The organism is Flavobacterium sp. TSSA_36, from assembly GCF_051547165.1.
Taxonomy (GTDB): Bacteria; Bacteroidota; Bacteroidia; order Flavobacteriales; family Flavobacteriaceae; genus Flavobacterium.
Genome location: NZ_JBPTTP010000003.1, coordinates 439,599 through 459,109, shown reverse-complemented (window position 1 = coordinate 459,109; position 19,511 = coordinate 439,599). Strand labels below are relative to the sequence as shown.

Here is a 19,511-nt window from a genome sequence, read left to right as displayed (position 1 = left end):
CCAACTCTATTTTGCAATATGAAGAAAAAAAAATTAATACTACTTCTGGTTCTTATTGCTTTTTCTTGTAAAAAAGATGAGATAGAAACTCCCATAAACAGCACTACAAAATACAGTATTGCTGGAGCCAAACTTCTTTTGAACCGGTATCCAATACAACTTATTGGCGTAAATGCTTTTCATGTATTTGGAGTAGGAAGCACAGACATGAATGCTTGGAAAATAGACATCATTCGAGAATTTATAGGCAATACAAAGGAGACACCACTAACTGGTAGCCCAATAAAAGATGCCACGGGAGCGTATCTATATTCACTCGAAAATATCATTGCAGATAATAGAGCCAATAAAAGAGTCACCATTATATGTGCTTTTGGTTGGGATGGCACGCCAAACACCGCATTTACTGGAAAAAGCCCGCAGCAGACCAATTGGTGGCAGGAATACAAGACCCGATTAAAAGAATGGGCTACTTACCTAAAAGACCAGCCCGATGTTTGGATTGAAGTATGGAATGAGCCTTACCGATACGACAGAACTGATGGCTATACCGACCAAGTTTGGCTACAAGATATGAATGAATTAGTAGCAATAATTCGGTCTACCGGAAATCAAAACATTGTCGTAGTGCCTTGTGCCGAACAAGGGCAAGACGAAAGTGTATTATTAAATAAGGGCAATGAATTTCTTAATGGAAAATCCAATATCTTGTTTGATATTCATGCGTATGAAAAATGGCTTTTGGACAGCAATAGTGCTGTTGAAAATCGTTTGAATCAATTGAGAAATAAAAATATTCCGATAATTATAGGAGAAACTGCCCCTATGAATGCAGGAGTTTTAATGAATCCAAAGCCTTTTCTGGATCTTGTTTATGAAAAAGGACTATCCGTTTGCGCTTGGGTTTGGAAAAAAGAGGCCAATGATAAAGATGCTTTATTGACCGAAATTGGATCAGTAAATGATAACAATAATAATAATTGGGGAACAACCTTCAAAGAGGTAACCAATAGAACTAGAAAACCTTAATAAGCTATGTCAAATCCGAAATATCAAATTCAAAAAACTGAGATCCTCTCCGATAATTGGTATACTTTAAACAAAGTAACGGTGGATTATCAGAAAAAAGATGGCTCTTGGGATACACAATACCGCGAGGTCTATGATCGGGGTAATGGAGCTGCAGTATTATTGTACAACACCAGAAAAGGTACTGTAATACTTACTAAACAGTTTCGACTACCCACTTATTTGAACGGCAATAAAAGCGGAATGTTACTAGAGGCATGTGCTGGAGTTTTGGATGATGATAATCCGGAGGCTTGTATTATTCGCGAAATTGAAGAAGAAACGGGCTATCGGTTGACTACAGTGCGTAAACTTTTTGAGGCCTATATGTCTCCAGGAGCAGTCACTGAAATTTTGCACTTTTTTGTTGGCGAATTCGATGTGTCAATGAAAGTTAGCGAAGGAGGCGGTTTAGTTCATGAACACGAGGAAATTGATGTTATAGAAATTCCGTTTGACCAAGCCTATTTGATGATTGAGACGGGAGAGATTAAAGATGCCAAAACTATCATGTTATTGCAGTATGCGAAGATTAACCAACTTATACCCAATGCTACTAGACTAGCTGATGATCCTCTTTATTAAAAACTGATTTTTAAAAAATCGGTTTTTAATAGTTACTTTTCAACACCTAAACTTTTTGGACGGATACGAATTTGGGTGAAGTATTACTTTTTTTTCTTTTTGGGACAATGTCTTTAGGTTATGCATTTTTTTTGTCACCAGAGGAACGAAGAATCGCATGTTATGAACTGCTTGTGTGATTCCTCCTTTGTTGGACTAACAAAATCGCGTGTCTTTTCTTTCACGTAGCGACATGGCTCAAAGCGGAATGCTTCCTTTTTGCAATCAGAAATTTATTTTAGATTTTTAATCTTAAAAAAATACGGAGCGAAGAGTAGGACGATAGGTTCAATAAAGACTTTTTTTACTGTTCCTTAAAAATAGTAAATGCAGATGGATTGATAATAAAATGTTAGAGTGAGTCGTTACTAAAGGGATAATATGATATATTTGAATCATTAAAAAACAAGCAAAATGCAACTATTTTACAGGCTTTTTCTCTTGCCATTACTACTTACTTTTTCTTTAGTTTCTGCTCAAAAATCTACAGTATACACTCATGATTTAAAGGATTTTACTACTGCATTTTTATTGTATAATGAACAGCAGTTTGCTGCAGCAAAAGTTATTTTTGAACAAGTTGCTGAAAACACAAATCAGGAAGATATTCAGGGAGATTGTGCCTATTATATTGCCAATTGTGCCATTCGAACCCAACAGTCGAATGCAGATCAATTAGTAGAACATTTCGTAAACAGTTATCCTACCAGTACCAAACGCAATCAGGCCTATGCTGATGTTGCCGCTTTTTATTTTGAAAAAAATAATTTCCCCAAAGCATTGTTTTGGTTAGATAAGGTAGAAGAAAGTCAATTGACTCCAAAGGAATTGGATCAGTTTCGTTTTCAAAAAGGGTATTGTTTTTATCAAGCTAAAAAGAAAAATGAGGCTACAAAATACTTGAATCTTGTTTCGAATTCTAAGGAATATGGCGCTCAGGCCAAATATTATTTGGGTTTTATGGCTTATGAAGGCGATGATTACAAAGCAGCAACGAAATATTTTGATGCCGTTTCGGGCGAAGAAAAATACAAAGAGAAGTTGTCGTATTTTCAAGCGGACATGAATTTTAAGTTGGGTAATTTCCAAAAAGCGATTGATTTAGGGATAAAAGCAATCCCAAAATCGAATGAAATGGAGTTGTCGGAATTGAATAAAATTATAGGAGAAAGTTATTTTAACCTCAAAAACTACGAAAAATCCATTCCGTATTTGTCTGAATATAAGGGGAAAAAAGGGAAATGGAACAATACTGATTTTTATCAATTGGGCTATGCGTATTATCAGCAAAAACAATACGAAAACGCCATTGCTCAGTTTAATAAAATCATTGAAGGAAACGATTTTGTGGCTCAAAATGCTTATTATCATTTGGGTGAATCGTATTTGGATTTGGGACAAAAAACGCAGGCATTGCATGCTTTTAAGAATGCTTCTGAAATGGATTTCAATGCCGAACTTCAAGAAGATGCTAGTTTGAATTACGCCAAATTGAGTTATGAAATGGGTAATTCCTACCAAAGTGTCCCCTCGATTTTGATAGCTTTTTTAGAAAAATATCCTCGAAACGCGAATGGGAGTGAGGTGGAAAAATTGTTGATTGATTCCTACATCTCCTCTAAAAATTACAAAGAAGCCCTCGTTTTATTAGAAAGAAATAAAGCAGCAGAGAATAAAGTAGTGTATCAAAAAGTGTTGTTCTATAGCGGAATCGAAGCAGTTACAGCTGGTGATTATACCTCGGCCAATAAGCTTTTTAATCGAGCTATAAACGAGTCTAAGGACGCTGTAATAACCGCTCGTGCCACGTTTTGGAAAGCCGAATCGGATTTTGTTTTAGAGGATTATGCTTCAGCCTTAGCGGGTTTCAAGCAATTTGTAAGTTTGCCTAGTGCCGCAACTACACCCGAATTCAAAAACAGTAACTACAATTTAGGGTATGCGAATTTTAAATTGAAAGAATATGAGCAAGCAGCGACTTATTTTCAGAAGCAAATAGAAGACAGTAAAGAGGACAAAAAGCGTTTGGCAGATGCTCATTTGCGTTTGGCGGATTGTAAATTTGTAGGTTCAAAATATTGGCCCGCCATTGATAATTATGTCAAAGCGATCGAATTGAAAAGCGTAGATGCGGATTATGCCTATTTTCAAAAAGCACTTTGTTACGGGTTTTTGGGTAAAAACGATAAGAAAATTGCAGAATTGACGGCGTTTTTAGACCGTTTTGCTAGTTCTGTCTATCGTGATGATGCTTTGTTTGAACTAGGAAACACGTATGTGGCTGACAAGAAAGAGGAATTGGCACTCAAAACTTACAATCAATTGATTTCCGAATTTCCTGACGGATCGTTTACTTCAAAAGCCTTACTACGACAAGGATTAGTATATTACAATGACGATAAAGATGATTTGGCTTTGGCCAAATTCAAAAAGATTGCCGCTGATTTTCCTAAAACACCTGAAGCTTTAGAGGCGGTGGCTTCGGCTCGATTGATTTATGTGGATAGTGGTAAAGTGAATGAGTATGCAACTTGGGTACGTACGTTGTCTTTTGTATCGGTTACCGATGTAGCATTAGATAATGACAGTTACGAAGCGGCCGAAAAACAATGGGAACAAGGGAATACTAAACAGGCTATTGCAGGTTGGAGTGGATATCTGACTTCTTTTCCTAATGGTATCCATACTTTAAAAGCTAATTTTCAGTTGGCACAAGCGCATTACAACGAAGGTGCGACCGGGAAATCAATACCCTATTATGATTTTGTTGTACAACAATCGCGTTCTGAATATACGGAGCAATCATTGGTTCGTTTGGCACAAATTCATCTGAAAGATAAAAGGGCGGAACAGGCAATTCTTATTTTATTGCGTTTAGAAACCGAATCGGATGTGGCTCAAAACAAAATTTTTGCCATGGCCAATCTGATGAAATTGTATTACGAAACTAAAGACTACAGTAAAGCCGTGGTCTATGCCGAAAAAGTATTGGCCGAACCCAAAACCGAAGAAATGGTCAAAAGCGATGCCCAAATTATAGTGGCTCGAAGTGCAATTCAAGTAGGAGACGAGGCTAAAGCCAAATTGAGTTATGCCAAATTGTTGCCCATAGCCAAAGGTGAATTAGCCGCGGAAGCCCTTTATTATGAGGCGTTTTTCAAAAATAAAGACGGAAAATTTGAAGCTTCAAACGAAGTGGTTCAAAAACTAGCCAAAAACTATTCGAGTTATCGCTATTTGGGGGCCAAAGGTTTGGTAGTGATGGCTAGTAATTTTTATGGGTTGAAAGACAGTTTTCAGGCGACTTACATTTTAGAAAGTGTCATCAAAAATTTCACCGAGTACAAAGATGTGGTGACTACAGCGCAAACAGAATTGAATAAAATTAAAATAGAAGAAGCTAAGACTAATGCTTCGATTATTAAATAGATAAAACTTTGCAGTTGTAAGACTGGCTTACTATTCATCGTAACAAAAATACCTTATACAAATTATGACTTTACCATTTTATATAGTCGATGTTTTTACCGACACAAAGTATGCAGGAAATCAGTTGGCTGTTTTTTTAGAGGCCGAAAACTTGAGTGCAGCTCAAATGCAAAAGATAGCCCGCGAAATGAATTTTGCCGAAAGTACTTTTATTACTAGGCTAGAGGTTGCCAAAAATAGCGCTGAGGTTAAAATTTTTACTCCTGCACATGAAATGCAATTTGCAGGACATCCAATTATTGGGACTTCGTGGGTTTTAATGCATAAAGTGTTTGAAAATTCACCCGAAAACATTCAACTGAATGTCCCGATTGGGCCAATTACCATTCAAAAAACGGAAGAGTTGATTTGGTTACAAGCGGCACAGCCCAAATTTTGGGATATCTTTTCAAAAGAAGAATTCTCAGGATTTAGTAATTTGAATAAAGAAGATTTTGAAAATCAATTTCCTATTCAAGAAGTTACTACCGGAAGTGCCTTTGTGTTGGTGGGGTTGAGTAGTAAAAGAGCGCTAGAACAATTGGTTTTGGACAAAGACAAAACAGACAATTGGTTAAAAAAGAATTGCAAGACCTCGCATCGGGGCTTATATTTCTATTATTTAGAAGGTTCGAAGTTGTTTAGCCGAATGTTATGCATCGAGAACAATCAGTTGATAGAAGACGCCGCTACAGGAAGTGCTAGTTCTTGTTTGCAAGCATTTTTATTAAAATATCACCAACCGGAATTGGAAATAATCAACTATCAAGGGGATTATATTGGGCGTCCTTCTCAGATTTATTTTAAAGGGAAAGTAACCGACAATCAATTTGATATTAAAATTGGAGGAAAAGCGCAGTTTGTTGCCAAAGGAGAATGGGAAGTATAACAAACATCAGCTAGAAAGCGCATACCCTTAAATAAGTAGAAAAAAATGAAAATTAAATACCAAACTATAATCCTTCATTCACTGTTGTTGTTGTCACTTCAGTTGTCGTTGGCTCAAAAAAAGAACGAAACGATAACTGCAGAAGAAGTAAATGTGGTCAAATCTTTTTCGCCTACAGTTTTGGATGCTTTCAAAATTAAAGAAACGCCCCTTTTGGACGAAAAGGGAAATACCAAAAAAGAAGCAGTAAAATATACCGTTTTGCCTTTTCCTGTAGCCTCTACGTTTACCCCTAGCAAAGGAGTGGCAGCAACTGTTGAAAAAAGCAAAGCCCTTAAATTATTCGAAAATTATGCTGCTTTGGGAATTGGAAATTATGGCACGCTTAACGGGGAACTTTTTGTAAACAAAAAACTAAATACTTCGGATTTTGTGGGCGGACGCTTTCAGCACCATTCCTCTCAAGGAGGCATCGACGAAGTGCAATTGGATGACCATTTTTATGATACAAAACTAGATTTGTTTTACGGGAGTAATCAGTCCGATATTTCATGGAAAGCAGAAGCCGGTTTTCAGAGTCAAACCTACAATTGGTACGGATTACCAACCGGTTTTGGAAGTACTTTAACTGATTCGCAACGTAACGATTTAATTAACGGGATCCGTCCTGAACAAAAATACAGTACCATTACATTGGGCGGGACACTCAATTTTGAAGATAGTATGTTTAGTGAAACCGATGTTAAATTTCATCATTTTAGTGATGCGTTTGGTTCTTCTGAAAATCGTTTTTTAGGTAAGCCTTCCTTCGAAATTGAGTTGATGAATGCTGCCATTCATACCGATGTGGTTTTTGATTATGTAGGCGGAAGCTTCGAAAATAATTACTTAAAAACCAATCTTGAAACTGTAAAATATAGTTTTTTAAATTTTGGTTTAGCCCCTCGTTTTGAAATCAAGGAAGACGATTGGACTTTGCAAATAGGAGCGAGTTTGTTTTATAGTCTAGACAATCAAGCCAGCAAAAGTAAATTCTATTTTTACCCAAATTTCAAAGCTTCCTACAAAGTAGTGGGCGATTTAATGATCTTTTATCTTGGAGCCGATGGGAATTTAAAACAAAATACCTATTTGGATTTCGTTGCTGAAAATCCCTTTCTATCTCCAACTTTGTGGATACAACCAACCGATTCTAAATACGCTCTTTTTGCAGGACTAAAGGGTAAATTAGCCAATGCGGTGAGTTATAACGTAAGCGCATCCTATTTGAATGAAGGTAATAAAGCATTATTCAAATCCAATAATTTTACGGAGTCCAAAACTAACCAACCCTATGCTTTCGGGAACTCCTTGGGAATTGTGTATGACGATGTAAAAACGATCAGTCTTTATGGCGAATTAAAAGCCGATTTTTCTAAAAATGTCACATTCGGAATCAACGCCACCCTAAATACCTACACTACCGATACTCAAGCCGAAGCATGGAATTTACCCAATATGAAAATCAATGCAACCATGGATGTTGTTATTACCGATAAATGGTTCGCAGGAGCCAAAGTGTTTTTTGTAGGCGAACGAAAAGAAAATCAATTCAATACCGATTTGGTAACCAACTCTGCAAACATAACTTTGCCTTCCTATTTTGACGCTAATTTGCATGTGGGCTACAAATACAACGAACGCATTACTGCGTTTTTAAGAGCCAACAATATCGCCAACCAAGCCTATCAAAAATGGCTCAATCTTCCCGTTCAAGGATTCCAAATCGTAGCGGGAGCGAGTTATAAATTCGATTTTTAATGATATACCGCAATGACGCGATGGCGCAAAAAAAATCCAGTAACATAGCGTAAGCGGTAAAATATTTAGGAAGTAAAGAGAAGACCATAAAGATTCAATTTTTTATAAATAATAATTTCTTAGCGGCATAGTGCCTTAGCGGTAAAATATTTAGGAAGTAAAGAGAATGCCACAAAGATTCAATTTTTTATAAATAATAATTTCTTAGCGGCATAGCGCCTTAGCGGTAAAATATTTAGGAAGTAAAGAGAAGACCATAAAGATTCAATTTTTTATAAATAATAATTTCATAGCGGCATAGCGCCTTAGCGGTAAATAAAAATGACATTCAAACAAAAAATACACACCTACTACCTACAATTAGTGCAAGACCGAATCGATGCGTTTCGCGATATGATCGCCGCATTGACCGAAGATTCAAAAAATGATGCCAAAGGATCAGCGGGCGACAAGCACGAAACCGCACTTTCGATGATGCATATTGAACAAGAAAAATTCAATCACAAACTACAAGAAGTCTTGGCTCAAAAAGCCGTCTTAGACAAAATCGATCCTACCATCGTAGCTGAAACCATAATCGCGGGTAGTTTAGTCGTAGCCAACGGTATTTACCTGTACCTCAGTTTGGCCTTGCCCAAAATCACAATCGAAGGCACTAACATTATCGCGCTTTCGCCACAATCGCCTTTGGGCAGCAAATTAATGGGCAACAAAATAGGTTTCGAATTCGAAATCAACACCACCAAATATACGATTCAAGAAATTTTGTAATTTACAAGTTAGAGTAGGAGCGGGAAGCAAAAGGTTTTCTTGGTAACATCGTCCCGTGATCCGCTATATCTTTGCTGCCGAACCCCGGCAGCAAAGGATGCCGCTCCTCCCGGGGCTAGCAGCGATTATGTTGATTTTTTGGAAAGAATTGGAAGAGTTGTTGAAGCTCGAGTTCGGTTATTTTTTTGCAAATGTTGAATAGGAATGGGCTTTAGCCCGTTCTTTAAAATGAGTTTGGTATTAGGCTTTAGCCAAAAATGGACTGTAATTTCGGCTAAAGACTTTTCGTATCTATAAAGTCGTATGATTTGTTGTTTCTCAGGAAATCAGAGATATTGATGGTTTTTTGGAAAGGAAGGTAAAAGCATTTTAAACTTTACTTTTTCTTATCTTAGCAAGACCAAACCCAATCTCAAAAATATGAAATCGCCACTAACAACAAGTTTGTTGAAAACAAACACTGATAAGTAAAAAGCGATACCATATATGACCTCTAAAAAACAAAATTTACATATATGAAATCAATTGCTCTGTTTTTTGTATCCCTATTCCTGATTTCTTGTACGTCTAACACACAGACAGAAGTGGATACGCTTGTGACCAATGCCACCATTTATACCGTAAACGCTGCCTTTGAAAAAGCTTCTGCTATGGCAATTAAGGATGGAAAAATTCTAGCCATCGGTAATACGGACTCGCTTCTAAAAAAATATACTTCCAAGACTATTTTAGATTTCAAAGGAAAATTTATCTATCCTGGATTAATAGATGCGCATTGTCATTTTTATGGGTATGGACTAACCTTACAAGAAGTAGATTTAAGAGGTACGAAAAGCTTCGAAGAAATAATTACACGCCTGAAAGCTTTTCAAAAAGCAAAAAATCCAACATTTATTGTTGGTAATGGCTGGGACCAAAACGATTGGGCGGTGAAGAAATTTCCATCCAAAGCAGCACTCGATGCCGCTTTTCCAAACATTCCTGTGGTGCTCAACCGCATTGACGGACACGCCATTGTGGTCAATTCCAAAGTGCTGCAAATGGCAGGAATTACCGCCAAAACAAAAGCGCAAGGCGGACAAATTGAACTTCAAAATGGTGAGCCAACAGGAATTCTGATTGACAATCCTATGGAATTGGTGTTTAAAATCATCCCAAAACCCAGCCGAAAAACCCAAATCGCCGCGCTTTTGGATGCCGAAAAAGTAATGTTTGATTATGGTTTAACAACAGTAAACGACGCAGGATTAGACCCTGATATTATTCATTTGATAGACAGTTTGCAACAAGCGGGAAAAATGAAAATCAACGTCTATGCGATGATTACGGCCAATCAAAAAAATATGGATTTGTATTTCAAAAAAGGAATCTACAAAACCAACCAATTGAATGTGCGTTCGTTCAAAATGTATGGCGATGGCGCTTTGGGTTCTAGAGGCGCTTGTATGCACAAACCGTATTCGGATAGTCCCAAACAATTTGGAGCTTTGTTGTCTCCAGTGCCTCAATTGAAAGCAGTAGCGCAACAAATTGCCAATTCGCCTTTTCAGCTCAATACGCACGCTATTGGAGATTCGGCCAATACCGTTTTGCTTAAAATCTACAAAGAAGTATTGACGGGCAAAAAAGACCGCCGTTGGAAAATTGAACACGCACAAGTAATTCAGGAATCTGATTTTGATTATTTTAAACTCGGAATCATTCCTTCCGTTCAGCCTACACACGCCACTTCCGATATGTATTGGGCGGGAGATCGCTTAGGGAAAGAGCGTTTGAAAAATGCTTATGCGTATAAAAAGCTCCTCCAAAAAGCAGGTACAATAGCTCTAGGAACAGATTTCCCTGTGGAGGAAGTCAATCCTATGCTTACGTTTCACGCTTCGGTGGCACGGCAAGATGTAAAAGGATTTCCAAAAAATGGTTTCCAAATAGAAAATGCTTTGTCTCGCGAAGAAACCTTAAAAGGAATGACACTTTGGGCAGCTTATTCAAATTTTGAAGAAAAGGAAAAAGGAAGTTTGGAAGTGGGCAAATGGGCGGATTTTGTGGTTTTTGATGCCGATTTGATGCAAGTAGAAGCTAGTCAGGTGGTTAAGATGAAGCCATCCAATACTTTTGTTAAAGGAGCGAAACAAAAATAATCGTCATTATAGCAATAACTTATTTTTAATAGTTCATTTTGTCAGTTCGAGGTTTATTTTTCTTCTAAAAAAAGCAATATAAAATGACATTTGCATTGTCAGGTTGAGCGCAGTTGAAACCCTTCTTAAACAAAAACGTCAATGGTAGCTCACTCGAGAACCCTTGTAATATCTCGACTGCGTTCGATATGACAAAAATAGGATTGGCTATAATGAAATAGTGTTTGGCATTAGATAGCGCTCTCGATTTACAGATTTTAAGCGTTTCTTCTTTTTGAATCGGTTTTATGTTTCATATTTTATTTAAAAATCGATTTTTAGTTATAATTTATAACTAAAAATCGATTTTGTGTTTTCTGTTTATATCTGTTGTAGCATCTTTGCTTCATCAAATTAAATAATCAGAATAAAAAATATAGCTATGTGCGGAATTGTATGTGCCTTTGACCTAAAACAGAAATCAGAAAGCCTAAGACCTCAAGTCTTAGAAATGTCTAAAATTATCCGCCACCGTGGACCAGATTGGAGTGGCATCTTTAGTAATGAAAAAGCGATTTTATCTCACGAACGTTTGGCTATTGTAGATCCTGCTTCAGGGAAACAACCATTGTTAAGCGAAGATGGCAATTTAATTTTGGCTGCCAATGGCGAAATTTATAACCACCGCGATTTGCGCAAACAGTTTGATGGTAAATATCAATTTAAGACCGAAAGTGATTGCGAAGTAATTTTGGCTTTATACAAAGAAAAAGGAGTTGATTTTATTGACGAAATGAATGGAATCTTCGGATTTGCTATTTATGATGTTGAAAAAGACGAGTACTTCGTAGCTCGTGATCATATGGGAATTATTCCTTTATATATAGGTTGGGATCAACACGGTACTTTTTACGTAGCTTCTGAATTGAAAGCATTAGAAGGTTATTGTACCAAAATTGAGTTGTTTCCTCCAGGACATTATTTGTCAAGTAAAGATGGTGAGTTTGTACAATGGTATAAAAGAGATTGGACGGATTATGAAGCGGTAAAAGATAATGAAACTAGTATTCCTGCAATCAAAGAAGCTTTAGAAGCTGCGGTTCACAGACAGTTAATGAGTGATGTGCCTTATGGAGTATTACTTTCAGGAGGTTTGGATTCTTCAATTACTTCGGCTGTAGCCAAAAAATACGCTCAAAAACGTATTGAGTCAGACGATCAAGTAGATGCTTGGTACCCACAATTGCACTCGTTTTCTGTTGGATTAGAAGGTTCTCCAGATTTAGCCGCTGCTCAAAAAGTGGCAGAACATATTGGAACAATTCACCACGAAATTAAATTCACCATTCAAGAAGGATTGGATGCTGTTCGTGATGTGATTTATAACCTAGAAACGTATGATGTGACTACTGTAAGAGCGTCAACTCCTATGTGGTTAATGGCGAGAGTCATTAAATCAATGGGAATTAAAATGGTATTGTCTGGCGAAGGAGCTGATGAGTTATTTGGAGGCTATTTGTATTTCCATAAAGCACCGAATGCTCGAGAATTTCATGAAGAGAACGTTCGTAAATTAGGTAAACTGCATATGTACGATTGTTTGAGAGCGAACAAAAGTTTAGCGGCTTGGGGAATTGAAGGACGTGTGCCATTTTTGGACAAAGAATTTATGGACGTAGCTATGCGTATCAATCCTCAAGATAAAATGATCAACAAAGAACACCCAATGGAAAAATGGGTAGTTCGTAAGGCTTTTGAGGATATGTTGCCTGAAAGTGTTGCTTGGAGACAAAAAGAACAATTCAGTGACGGGGTAGGGTATAGCTGGATCGATACTTTGAAAGCAGTTGTAGCTGAAGAAGTAACTGACGAACAATTGGCGAATGCCAAATATAAATTCCCGTTGCAAACACCAACATCAAAAGAAGAATATTACTACCGTTCCATTTTTGCAGAACATTTCCCAAGTGATGCTGCAGCTTTGTGTGTGCCACAAGAAGCAAGTGTGGCTTGTAGTACAAAAATTGCTTTAGAATGGGATGAAGCTTTTAAAAATATGAATGATCCATCAGGTAGAGCCGTGGCCAATGTGCACGATGATGCCTATGTTAAAGCATAGTTTATTATTTGAATTAGATTATTAGTTGTACTATTGCAAACACGCTCTTTTTAGGGCGTGTTTTTTTTATTGGGATATAAACCCATAAATGTTGATAACTTGAGCGCTTAAAAAGCCTTTTTTGAGCTAAATTCCTTTCGGCTTTTGTATATTTGCGTGTTATACAAAAAATACATTTTTAGAATAAATATATATGAGCGAAGAAATCAATAAGAACAATTATTCAGCAGACAGTATTCAGGCATTAGAAGGAATGGAGCACGTAAGAATGCGTCCATCAATGTATATTGGAGATGTAGGTGTCCGTGGTTTGCATCATTTAGTTTATGAAGTGGTAGATAACTCTATCGATGAAGCAATGGGAGGTCATTGCGATACCATTAGTGTAGCTATCAATGAAGATGGTTCTATAACAGTTGAAGATAACGGTCGTGGAATTCCAGTTGGGATTCATAAAAAAGAAGGCGTTTCAGCCCTTGAGGTGGTAATGACCAAAATTGGAGCTGGAGGAAAGTTTGATAAAGACTCTTATAAAGTTTCCGGAGGTTTACACGGTGTTGGGGTTTCTTGTGTGAATGCCTTATCTTCTCACTTGAGAGCAACCGTTCATAGTAGTGATGGTAAAGTATATGAGCAAGAATACGAAAGAGGTAAGGCATTATATCCAGTAAAACAAATTGGGGAAACGACCAAAAGGGGTACAATTGTAACTTTTTACCCTGACCCAACTATATTTACCCAAACAATCGAGTATTCTTATGACACACTTTCTGCGCGTATGCGTGAATTGTCTTTTTTAAATAAAGGCATTTCAATCACATTTACAGATAAGAGAGAAGTTGATAAAGAGGGTAATTTCTTAGGAGAAGTATTTCATTCTACCGAAGGATTAAAAGAATATATTCGTTATTTAGATGGAAACCGTGAGCCAATTATCGGACACGTGATTTCTATGGATCACGAAAAAGGAGAAATTCCTGTTGAAGTAGCTTTGATATACAATACAAGTTATTCCGAAAATATTTTTTCTTATGTAAATAATATCAACACACATGAAGGAGGAACGCATTTGCAAGGTTTTAGAAGTGGTTTGACAAGAACGCTTAAGAAATACGCTGATGCCTCTGGAATGTTAGAAAAATTGAAGTTCGAAATTACGGGAGATGATTTCCGTGAGGGGTTAACTGCAATTATTTCTGTAAAAGTAGCAGAGCCTCAATTTGAAGGACAAACAAAAACCAAATTAGGAAATAGAGAAGTAGTTTCTCCTGTAAGTCAGGCGGTAGGGGAAATGTTAGAGAATTATTTGGAAGAAAATCCAAATGATGCTCGTATCATTATCCAAAAAGTAATTTTAGCGGCTCAAGCCCGTCACGCAGCTAAGAAAGCTCGTGAAATGGTACAACGTAAAACCGTGATGGGCGGTGGAGGTTTACCAGGTAAATTATCCGATTGTTCAGAACAAGATCCTGCTAGATGCGAAGTATACCTTGTCGAGGGAGATTCGGCAGGTGGAACTGCAAAACAAGGTCGTGATCGTGCGTTTCAAGCTATTTTGCCTTTGAGAGGTAAAATTTTGAACGTGGAGAAAGCTATGCATCACAAAGTTTTTGAAAACGAAGAAATTCGAAATATTTTTACAGCTCTTGGGGTTACTGTTGGAACTGAAGAAGATAGTAAAGCCTTGAATATTTCAAAGCTTCGTTACCATAAAGTAATTATTATGTGTGATGCCGATGTTGATGGTAGTCACATTTCTACCTTAATTTTGACATTCTTCTTCCGTTTTATGAAAGAATTAATTGAAGAAGGACACGTGTATATTGCAGCACCACCATTGTATTTGGTTAAAAAAGGAAATAAAAAGGAGTATGCTTGGAATGACGTTCAGCGTGATCAAGCCAATGAAAGAATGGGAGGAAGTGCCGGTATTCAACGATACAAAGGTCTTGGAGAAATGAATGCGGAACAATTATGGGAGACCACTATGGATCCGAATTTTAGAACCTTGCGCCAAGTGAATATCGATAGTTTGGTAGAGGCCGATCGCGTGTTTTCAATGCTGATGGGAGATGAAGTGCCACCACGTAGAGAATTTATTGAAAAAAATGCGGTGTATGCCAAAATAGATGCGTAAATTAGGGGATTGATTATAAGAATCAATTTTTATACATAAATAAAACAAAATTAAAATGAAAGTTACCATTGTTGGAGCAGGAAATGTGGGAGCAACCTGCGCAGATGTAATTGCTTACAGAGGAATTGCAAGTGAAGTAGTATTATTAGATATTAGAGAAGGTTTTGCAGAAGGTAAAGCTATGGATATTTCTCAATGTGCTACTAATACAGGATTTAACACTAAAGTATCAGGAAGTACTAATGATTATTCTAAAACAGCCAACAGTGATGTGGTGGTGATAACTTCGGGAATTCCAAGAAAACCTGGAATGACTCGTGAAGAGTTAATTGGAATCAATGCAGGTATTGTAAAAACAGTAGCTGAGAATGTTTTGGCTCATTCCCCAAATTGTATAGTAGTTGTGGTTTCAAACCCTATGGATACTATGACCTATTTAGCTTTAAAAGCAACAGGTTTACCAAAAAACAGAATTATCGGAATGGGAGGTGCTTTGGATAGCTCTCGTTTTAGATATTATTTATCAAAAGCATTAGACGTGCCTTCTAATGATATTTCAGCAATGGTTATCGGAGGTCATGGAGATACGACTATGATTCCTTTAACACGTCTAGCATCTTATAACGGAATTCCAGTATCGCAATTTGCTTCTCAAGAAGTATTAGATAAAGTAGCTGCAGATACAATGGTTGGAGGAGCAACGTTGACAGGATTGTTGGGAACTTCAGCTTGGTATGCTCCAGGTGCTTCAGTGGCGTATTTAGTGGATAGTATTTTGAACGACCAAAAGAAAATGATCGCTTGTTCTGTTTTCTTAGAAGGAGAGTATGGACAAAATGATATTTGCATTGGAGTTCCATGTATTATCGGTAAAAATGGGGTAGAGCAAATACTTGATATTAACTTGAATGATGCTGAAAAAGCTGCTTTTGCGAAAAGTGCTGAAGCTGTAAGAGCAATGAATGCTGATTTGAAAGCTGTATTAGTATAAATACATACAATTTTCTAAAAAAAAGACTGCACTTTTGCAGTTTTTTTTTTTGAGATTAATGTGTAAAAAAATTGGTTTATCATTCCGTTAATGATATATTTGCTCGGTTTAAAAAAAATGATATAATGCACGATTGATTTTTTTGTTTTAAAAAAAACGAAGTCACCGCTTATTTTATTGAGGTTTAAAACAAAAAGAGTATTAAAAAAATAATTAATTTTTAGTAGTAATGCAGAATAAAGGACTAATTAAATTTTTCGCAATTCTATTTGCATTGGTAAGTATTTACCAACTTTCATTCACATTTGTTTCGGATAAGATCCAAAGTGATGCAAAATCATTTGCTGGTGGCAACGCTGACAAAGAAGTAAAATATTTAGATTCCATAGGGAAAGAAAAAGTATTCAATCTTGGGTTTACTGATTTTACCTATAATGAAGTAAAAGACAAACAAATAAATAAAGGTCTTGACTTAGAAGGAGGAATCAATGTAATTCTTCAAATTTCTGTAAAAGATATTTTGAAAGGATTATCTAATAATTCTAAAAATCCGGTTTTTAACAAAGCATTGGCGGATGCAACAGTTAATCAAAAAGGAAATCAAACCTATTTAGACGCCTTTTTTGAAGCTTTCGAAGCGAATGCCAAAGGAACTACAAAATTAGCTTCTCCAGAAATTTTTGCTAACAGAAGTTTGCAAGGTGAAGGTGGTGTAGATTTTCAAATGACCGATGCTCAAGTTCAAAAAGTAATCAAAAGAAAAGTAAACGAATCTGTTGAAAGTGCTTTTGGTGTATTAAGAGAGCGTATTGACAAATTTGGAGTTACACAACCGAACATCCAAAAATTGGGTGAGTCAGGAAGAATTCTTGTAGAGTTACCTGGTGCTAAAGATGTTGATAGAATCAAAAGATTGTTACAAGGTAAAGCTGAATTACAATTCTGGGAAACTTATAAAATTGAGGAAATTGGAAATTTCTTAGTAGCTGCTAATGATGTTTTGAAGAAAACAGAAGTAGCAAAAGTAGCAACCAATAAAGTAGTAAAAGATACTTTAAGCGCTTTGCTGACCGATGAAAAGGACTCTACAGCTAGTAAGGTAGGAAAAAATCCATTATTTGATAAAATTATTGCTCAAGGTGGTGGACCTGTTTTAGGAATGTTTTCTCCAAAAGATACAGCTGTTATCAATGGATATTTAAAAAGAGCAGACATTAAAATTTTATTATCTGGCGATCAACGTTACGCTAAGTTTGTGTGGGGAAAACCTACTTCAATTACTGATGCTAAAGCCAAAGATAAAAAAATCGATGCCGTTGAATTGTATGCTTTAAAAGGAAACAGAAATGATGCGCCTTCAATGGCTGGTGGTGTGGTAACTGACGCTATGGATACTTTTGATCAAATGGGTAAACCTGCAGTATCTATGCAGATGAATTCAAAAGGAGCAAAAGAATGGGAAGAATTAACGGGTAGAGCTTATACTACAAAAGGATATATCGCTATCGTTTTAGACAATGTGGTGTATTCTGCACCGGGAGTTTCAAGTGGACCTATCTCTGGTGGTAGATCAGAAATCTCTGGTAATTTTGATATCACAGAAACTAAAGATTTAGCTAATGTTTTAAGAGCTGGTAAATTACCTGCAGCAGCTGATATTGTGCAGTCAGAGGTAGTTGGACCATCTTTAGGTCAAGAAGCAATTGATAATGGTACCACTTCTGCTATTGTTGGATTATTATTAGTATCTCTTTGGATGATGGTGTATTATGGTAAAGCCGGTTGGTATGCAAATATCGCTTTAGCAGTCAACTTATTGTTCTTGTTTGGAATTTTAGCAAGTCTAGGCGCTGTGCTTACGTTGCCTGGTATTGCTGGTATCGTTTTAACAATGGGTACTGCCGTTGATGCTAATATTATTATCTACGAAAGAGCTAAAGAAGAATTGCGTTCTGGGAAAACATTAAATGAGGCGGTAATTGCTTCTTACAGCTGGAAAGGAGCGATGCGTTCCATTGTTGATGCCAACGTAACACATATTTTAACGGGTGCAGTATTATTTATATTTGGATCAGGACCAATTAAAGGTTTTGCCACAACATTGTTAATTGGTATTGTAACTTCTTTATTTACTTCAATTTTTATTGCTAGAATATTCATTGATAGAAATATAGCAGGTAAAAATGATTTATCATTCGTAACTAATTTCTCTAAAAACTTTTTCACCAATTTCCACTTTAATTTCTTAGGAATTAAAAAATGGTCTTATGCGTTTTCAGCAATTGTAACTATCGTTTCTATTATCTCTATTGCAACAAATGGTTTTGATCAGGGTGTTGATTTCGTTGGTGGAAGAACATTCCAAGTGCGATTTGAAAAATCAGTGAATGCAGAGGAAATTAAAGAAGAATTGACCAAGGTTTTTGGTAGTGCTGAGGCTAAGGTTTTTGGTAATGACAACCAATTAAAAATCACGACAAAATATAAAGTTGAAGAACATGGCAGTGAAGCAGATGAAGAAGTAAATAAGATGTTGTATGAAAGCTTAAAGAAACATTTCTCAGCTGATGTAACTTACGAAAAGTTTGTGAATGCTTATGATGGTAAGAAAGTGGGTGTAGTTATGGCTTCAAAAGTCGGACCAACAGTTGCAGAAGATATTAAAACGAATGCTTATTGGGCAGTTTTAGGCGCAATGCTTATTGTGGGATTGTATTTGGTAATCAGTTTCAGAAAATGGCAATATAGTTTAGGAGCGCTTGCTGCGGTAGCGCATGACGTTATCTTTGTATTAGGAATCTATTCATTATGCTATAAATTCATGCCATTCGGTATGGAAATTGATCAACATTTTATAGCAGCGATCTTAACTGTGATTGGGTATTCCATGAATGATACCGTAATTGTATTTGATAGAGTTCGTGAATTCTTAGATGGTAAAACAAAAGGTAATTTTGCTGAAATCGTAAATAATTCGATTAACTCTACAATGTCGAGAACGATCAATACTTCTTTAACGATGATTGTTGTATTATTGATTATGTTTGTTTTTGGTGGAGAATCTATTAGAGGATTTATATTTGCAATGTTAGTAGGTATCATTGTAGGTACTTATTCTTCATTATTTATCGCTACACCAGTATTGGTAGATACTATTTCTATAGCTGAGAAAAAAACAATTGAAGAAAGACATAACGAAAACTAAGGATTAGTTTTTCATTTCATTTGAAAGGATGCATCGAAAGATGCATCCTTTTTTTTGCTTTTATGAAAGGGCATTTTTTTAAATCTTGTATTAAAAGAGATACTAAGTTACACTGTATCATTGCATAATCTATTGTTTGTTGTTGGAATTTTTAATATACTGTGTTTTTTCATCTTTTGAAAATGGTATTTTTTATGGACAATTTTTTCTAAAGAGATTTTCGAAAGATTTATGTGATAATAGTTTTTTTTTTACATAATATTAAGTTTTATAGTATAATTATTCTTATTAATATAATTAATAAGAGTAAATTGTACTA

General features: G+C 36.2%; 11 protein-coding genes. All 11 read left to right on the top strand.

The genetic code is table 11. The features are described from left to right. Window positions 1-18: 18 nt before the first annotated feature. Window positions 19-1,029, top strand: coding sequence for a cellulase family glycosylhydrolase (locus ACSVH7_RS08560; protein ID WP_438066295.1), 1,011 nt, complete (start codon window positions 19-21; stop codon window positions 1,027-1,029). 6 nt (window positions 1,030-1,035) lie between these two features. Continuing rightward, the gene (nudK, locus tag ACSVH7_RS08555; RefSeq protein ID WP_438066294.1) at window positions 1,036-1,653 is read left to right on the top strand and encodes a GDP-mannose pyrophosphatase NudK; all 618 of its coding nucleotides are present in this window, start codon (window positions 1,036-1,038) and stop codon (window positions 1,651-1,653) included. A 453-nt stretch (window positions 1,654-2,106) separates the two neighbouring features. Next, a complete protein-coding gene (locus ACSVH7_RS08550; RefSeq protein WP_438066293.1) occupies window positions 2,107-5,121 on the top strand; it encodes a tetratricopeptide repeat protein in 3,015 nt (1,004 codons plus the stop codon). A gap of 64 nt (window positions 5,122-5,185) precedes the next feature. Beyond that, the gene (locus ACSVH7_RS08545) at window positions 5,186-6,049 is read left to right on the top strand and encodes a PhzF family phenazine biosynthesis protein (protein WP_438066292.1); all 864 of its coding nucleotides are present in this window, start codon (window positions 5,186-5,188) and stop codon (window positions 6,047-6,049) included. A 45-nt stretch (window positions 6,050-6,094) separates the two neighbouring features. Next, a complete protein-coding gene (locus ACSVH7_RS08540; RefSeq protein WP_438066291.1) occupies window positions 6,095-7,849 on the top strand; it encodes a TonB-dependent receptor in 1,755 nt (584 codons plus the stop codon). Window positions 7,850-8,170: 321 nt separating this feature from the next. Next, a complete protein-coding gene (locus tag ACSVH7_RS08535) occupies window positions 8,171-8,620 on the top strand; it encodes a hypothetical protein (protein ID WP_438066290.1) in 450 nt (149 codons plus the stop codon). A gap of 515 nt (window positions 8,621-9,135) precedes the next feature. Continuing rightward, a complete protein-coding gene (locus ACSVH7_RS08530) occupies window positions 9,136-10,761 on the top strand; it encodes an amidohydrolase (RefSeq protein ID WP_438066289.1) in 1,626 nt (541 codons plus the stop codon). A 421-nt stretch (window positions 10,762-11,182) separates the two neighbouring features. Continuing rightward, entirely contained in the window at window positions 11,183-12,859 is a 1,677-nt protein-coding gene (gene asnB / locus ACSVH7_RS08525; protein ID WP_298294982.1) for an asparagine synthase B, read from the top strand. A 193-nt stretch (window positions 12,860-13,052) separates the two neighbouring features. After that, on the top strand, window positions 13,053-14,996 hold the full coding sequence (gene gyrB, locus ACSVH7_RS08520) for a DNA topoisomerase (ATP-hydrolyzing) subunit B (RefSeq protein ID WP_438066288.1): 1,944 nt from the start codon (window positions 13,053-13,055) through the stop codon (window positions 14,994-14,996). Window positions 14,997-15,051: 55 nt separating this feature from the next. Next, a complete protein-coding gene (gene mdh, locus ACSVH7_RS08515) occupies window positions 15,052-15,987 on the top strand; it encodes a malate dehydrogenase (RefSeq protein WP_438066287.1) in 936 nt (311 codons plus the stop codon). A gap of 229 nt (window positions 15,988-16,216) precedes the next feature. Continuing rightward, window positions 16,217-19,192: a protein translocase subunit SecDF gene (secDF, locus tag ACSVH7_RS08510; RefSeq protein WP_438066286.1), complete on the top strand. Its 2,976-nt coding sequence runs from the start codon at window positions 16,217-16,219 to the stop codon at window positions 19,190-19,192. The last annotated feature ends 319 nt before the right edge of the window (window positions 19,193-19,511 follow it).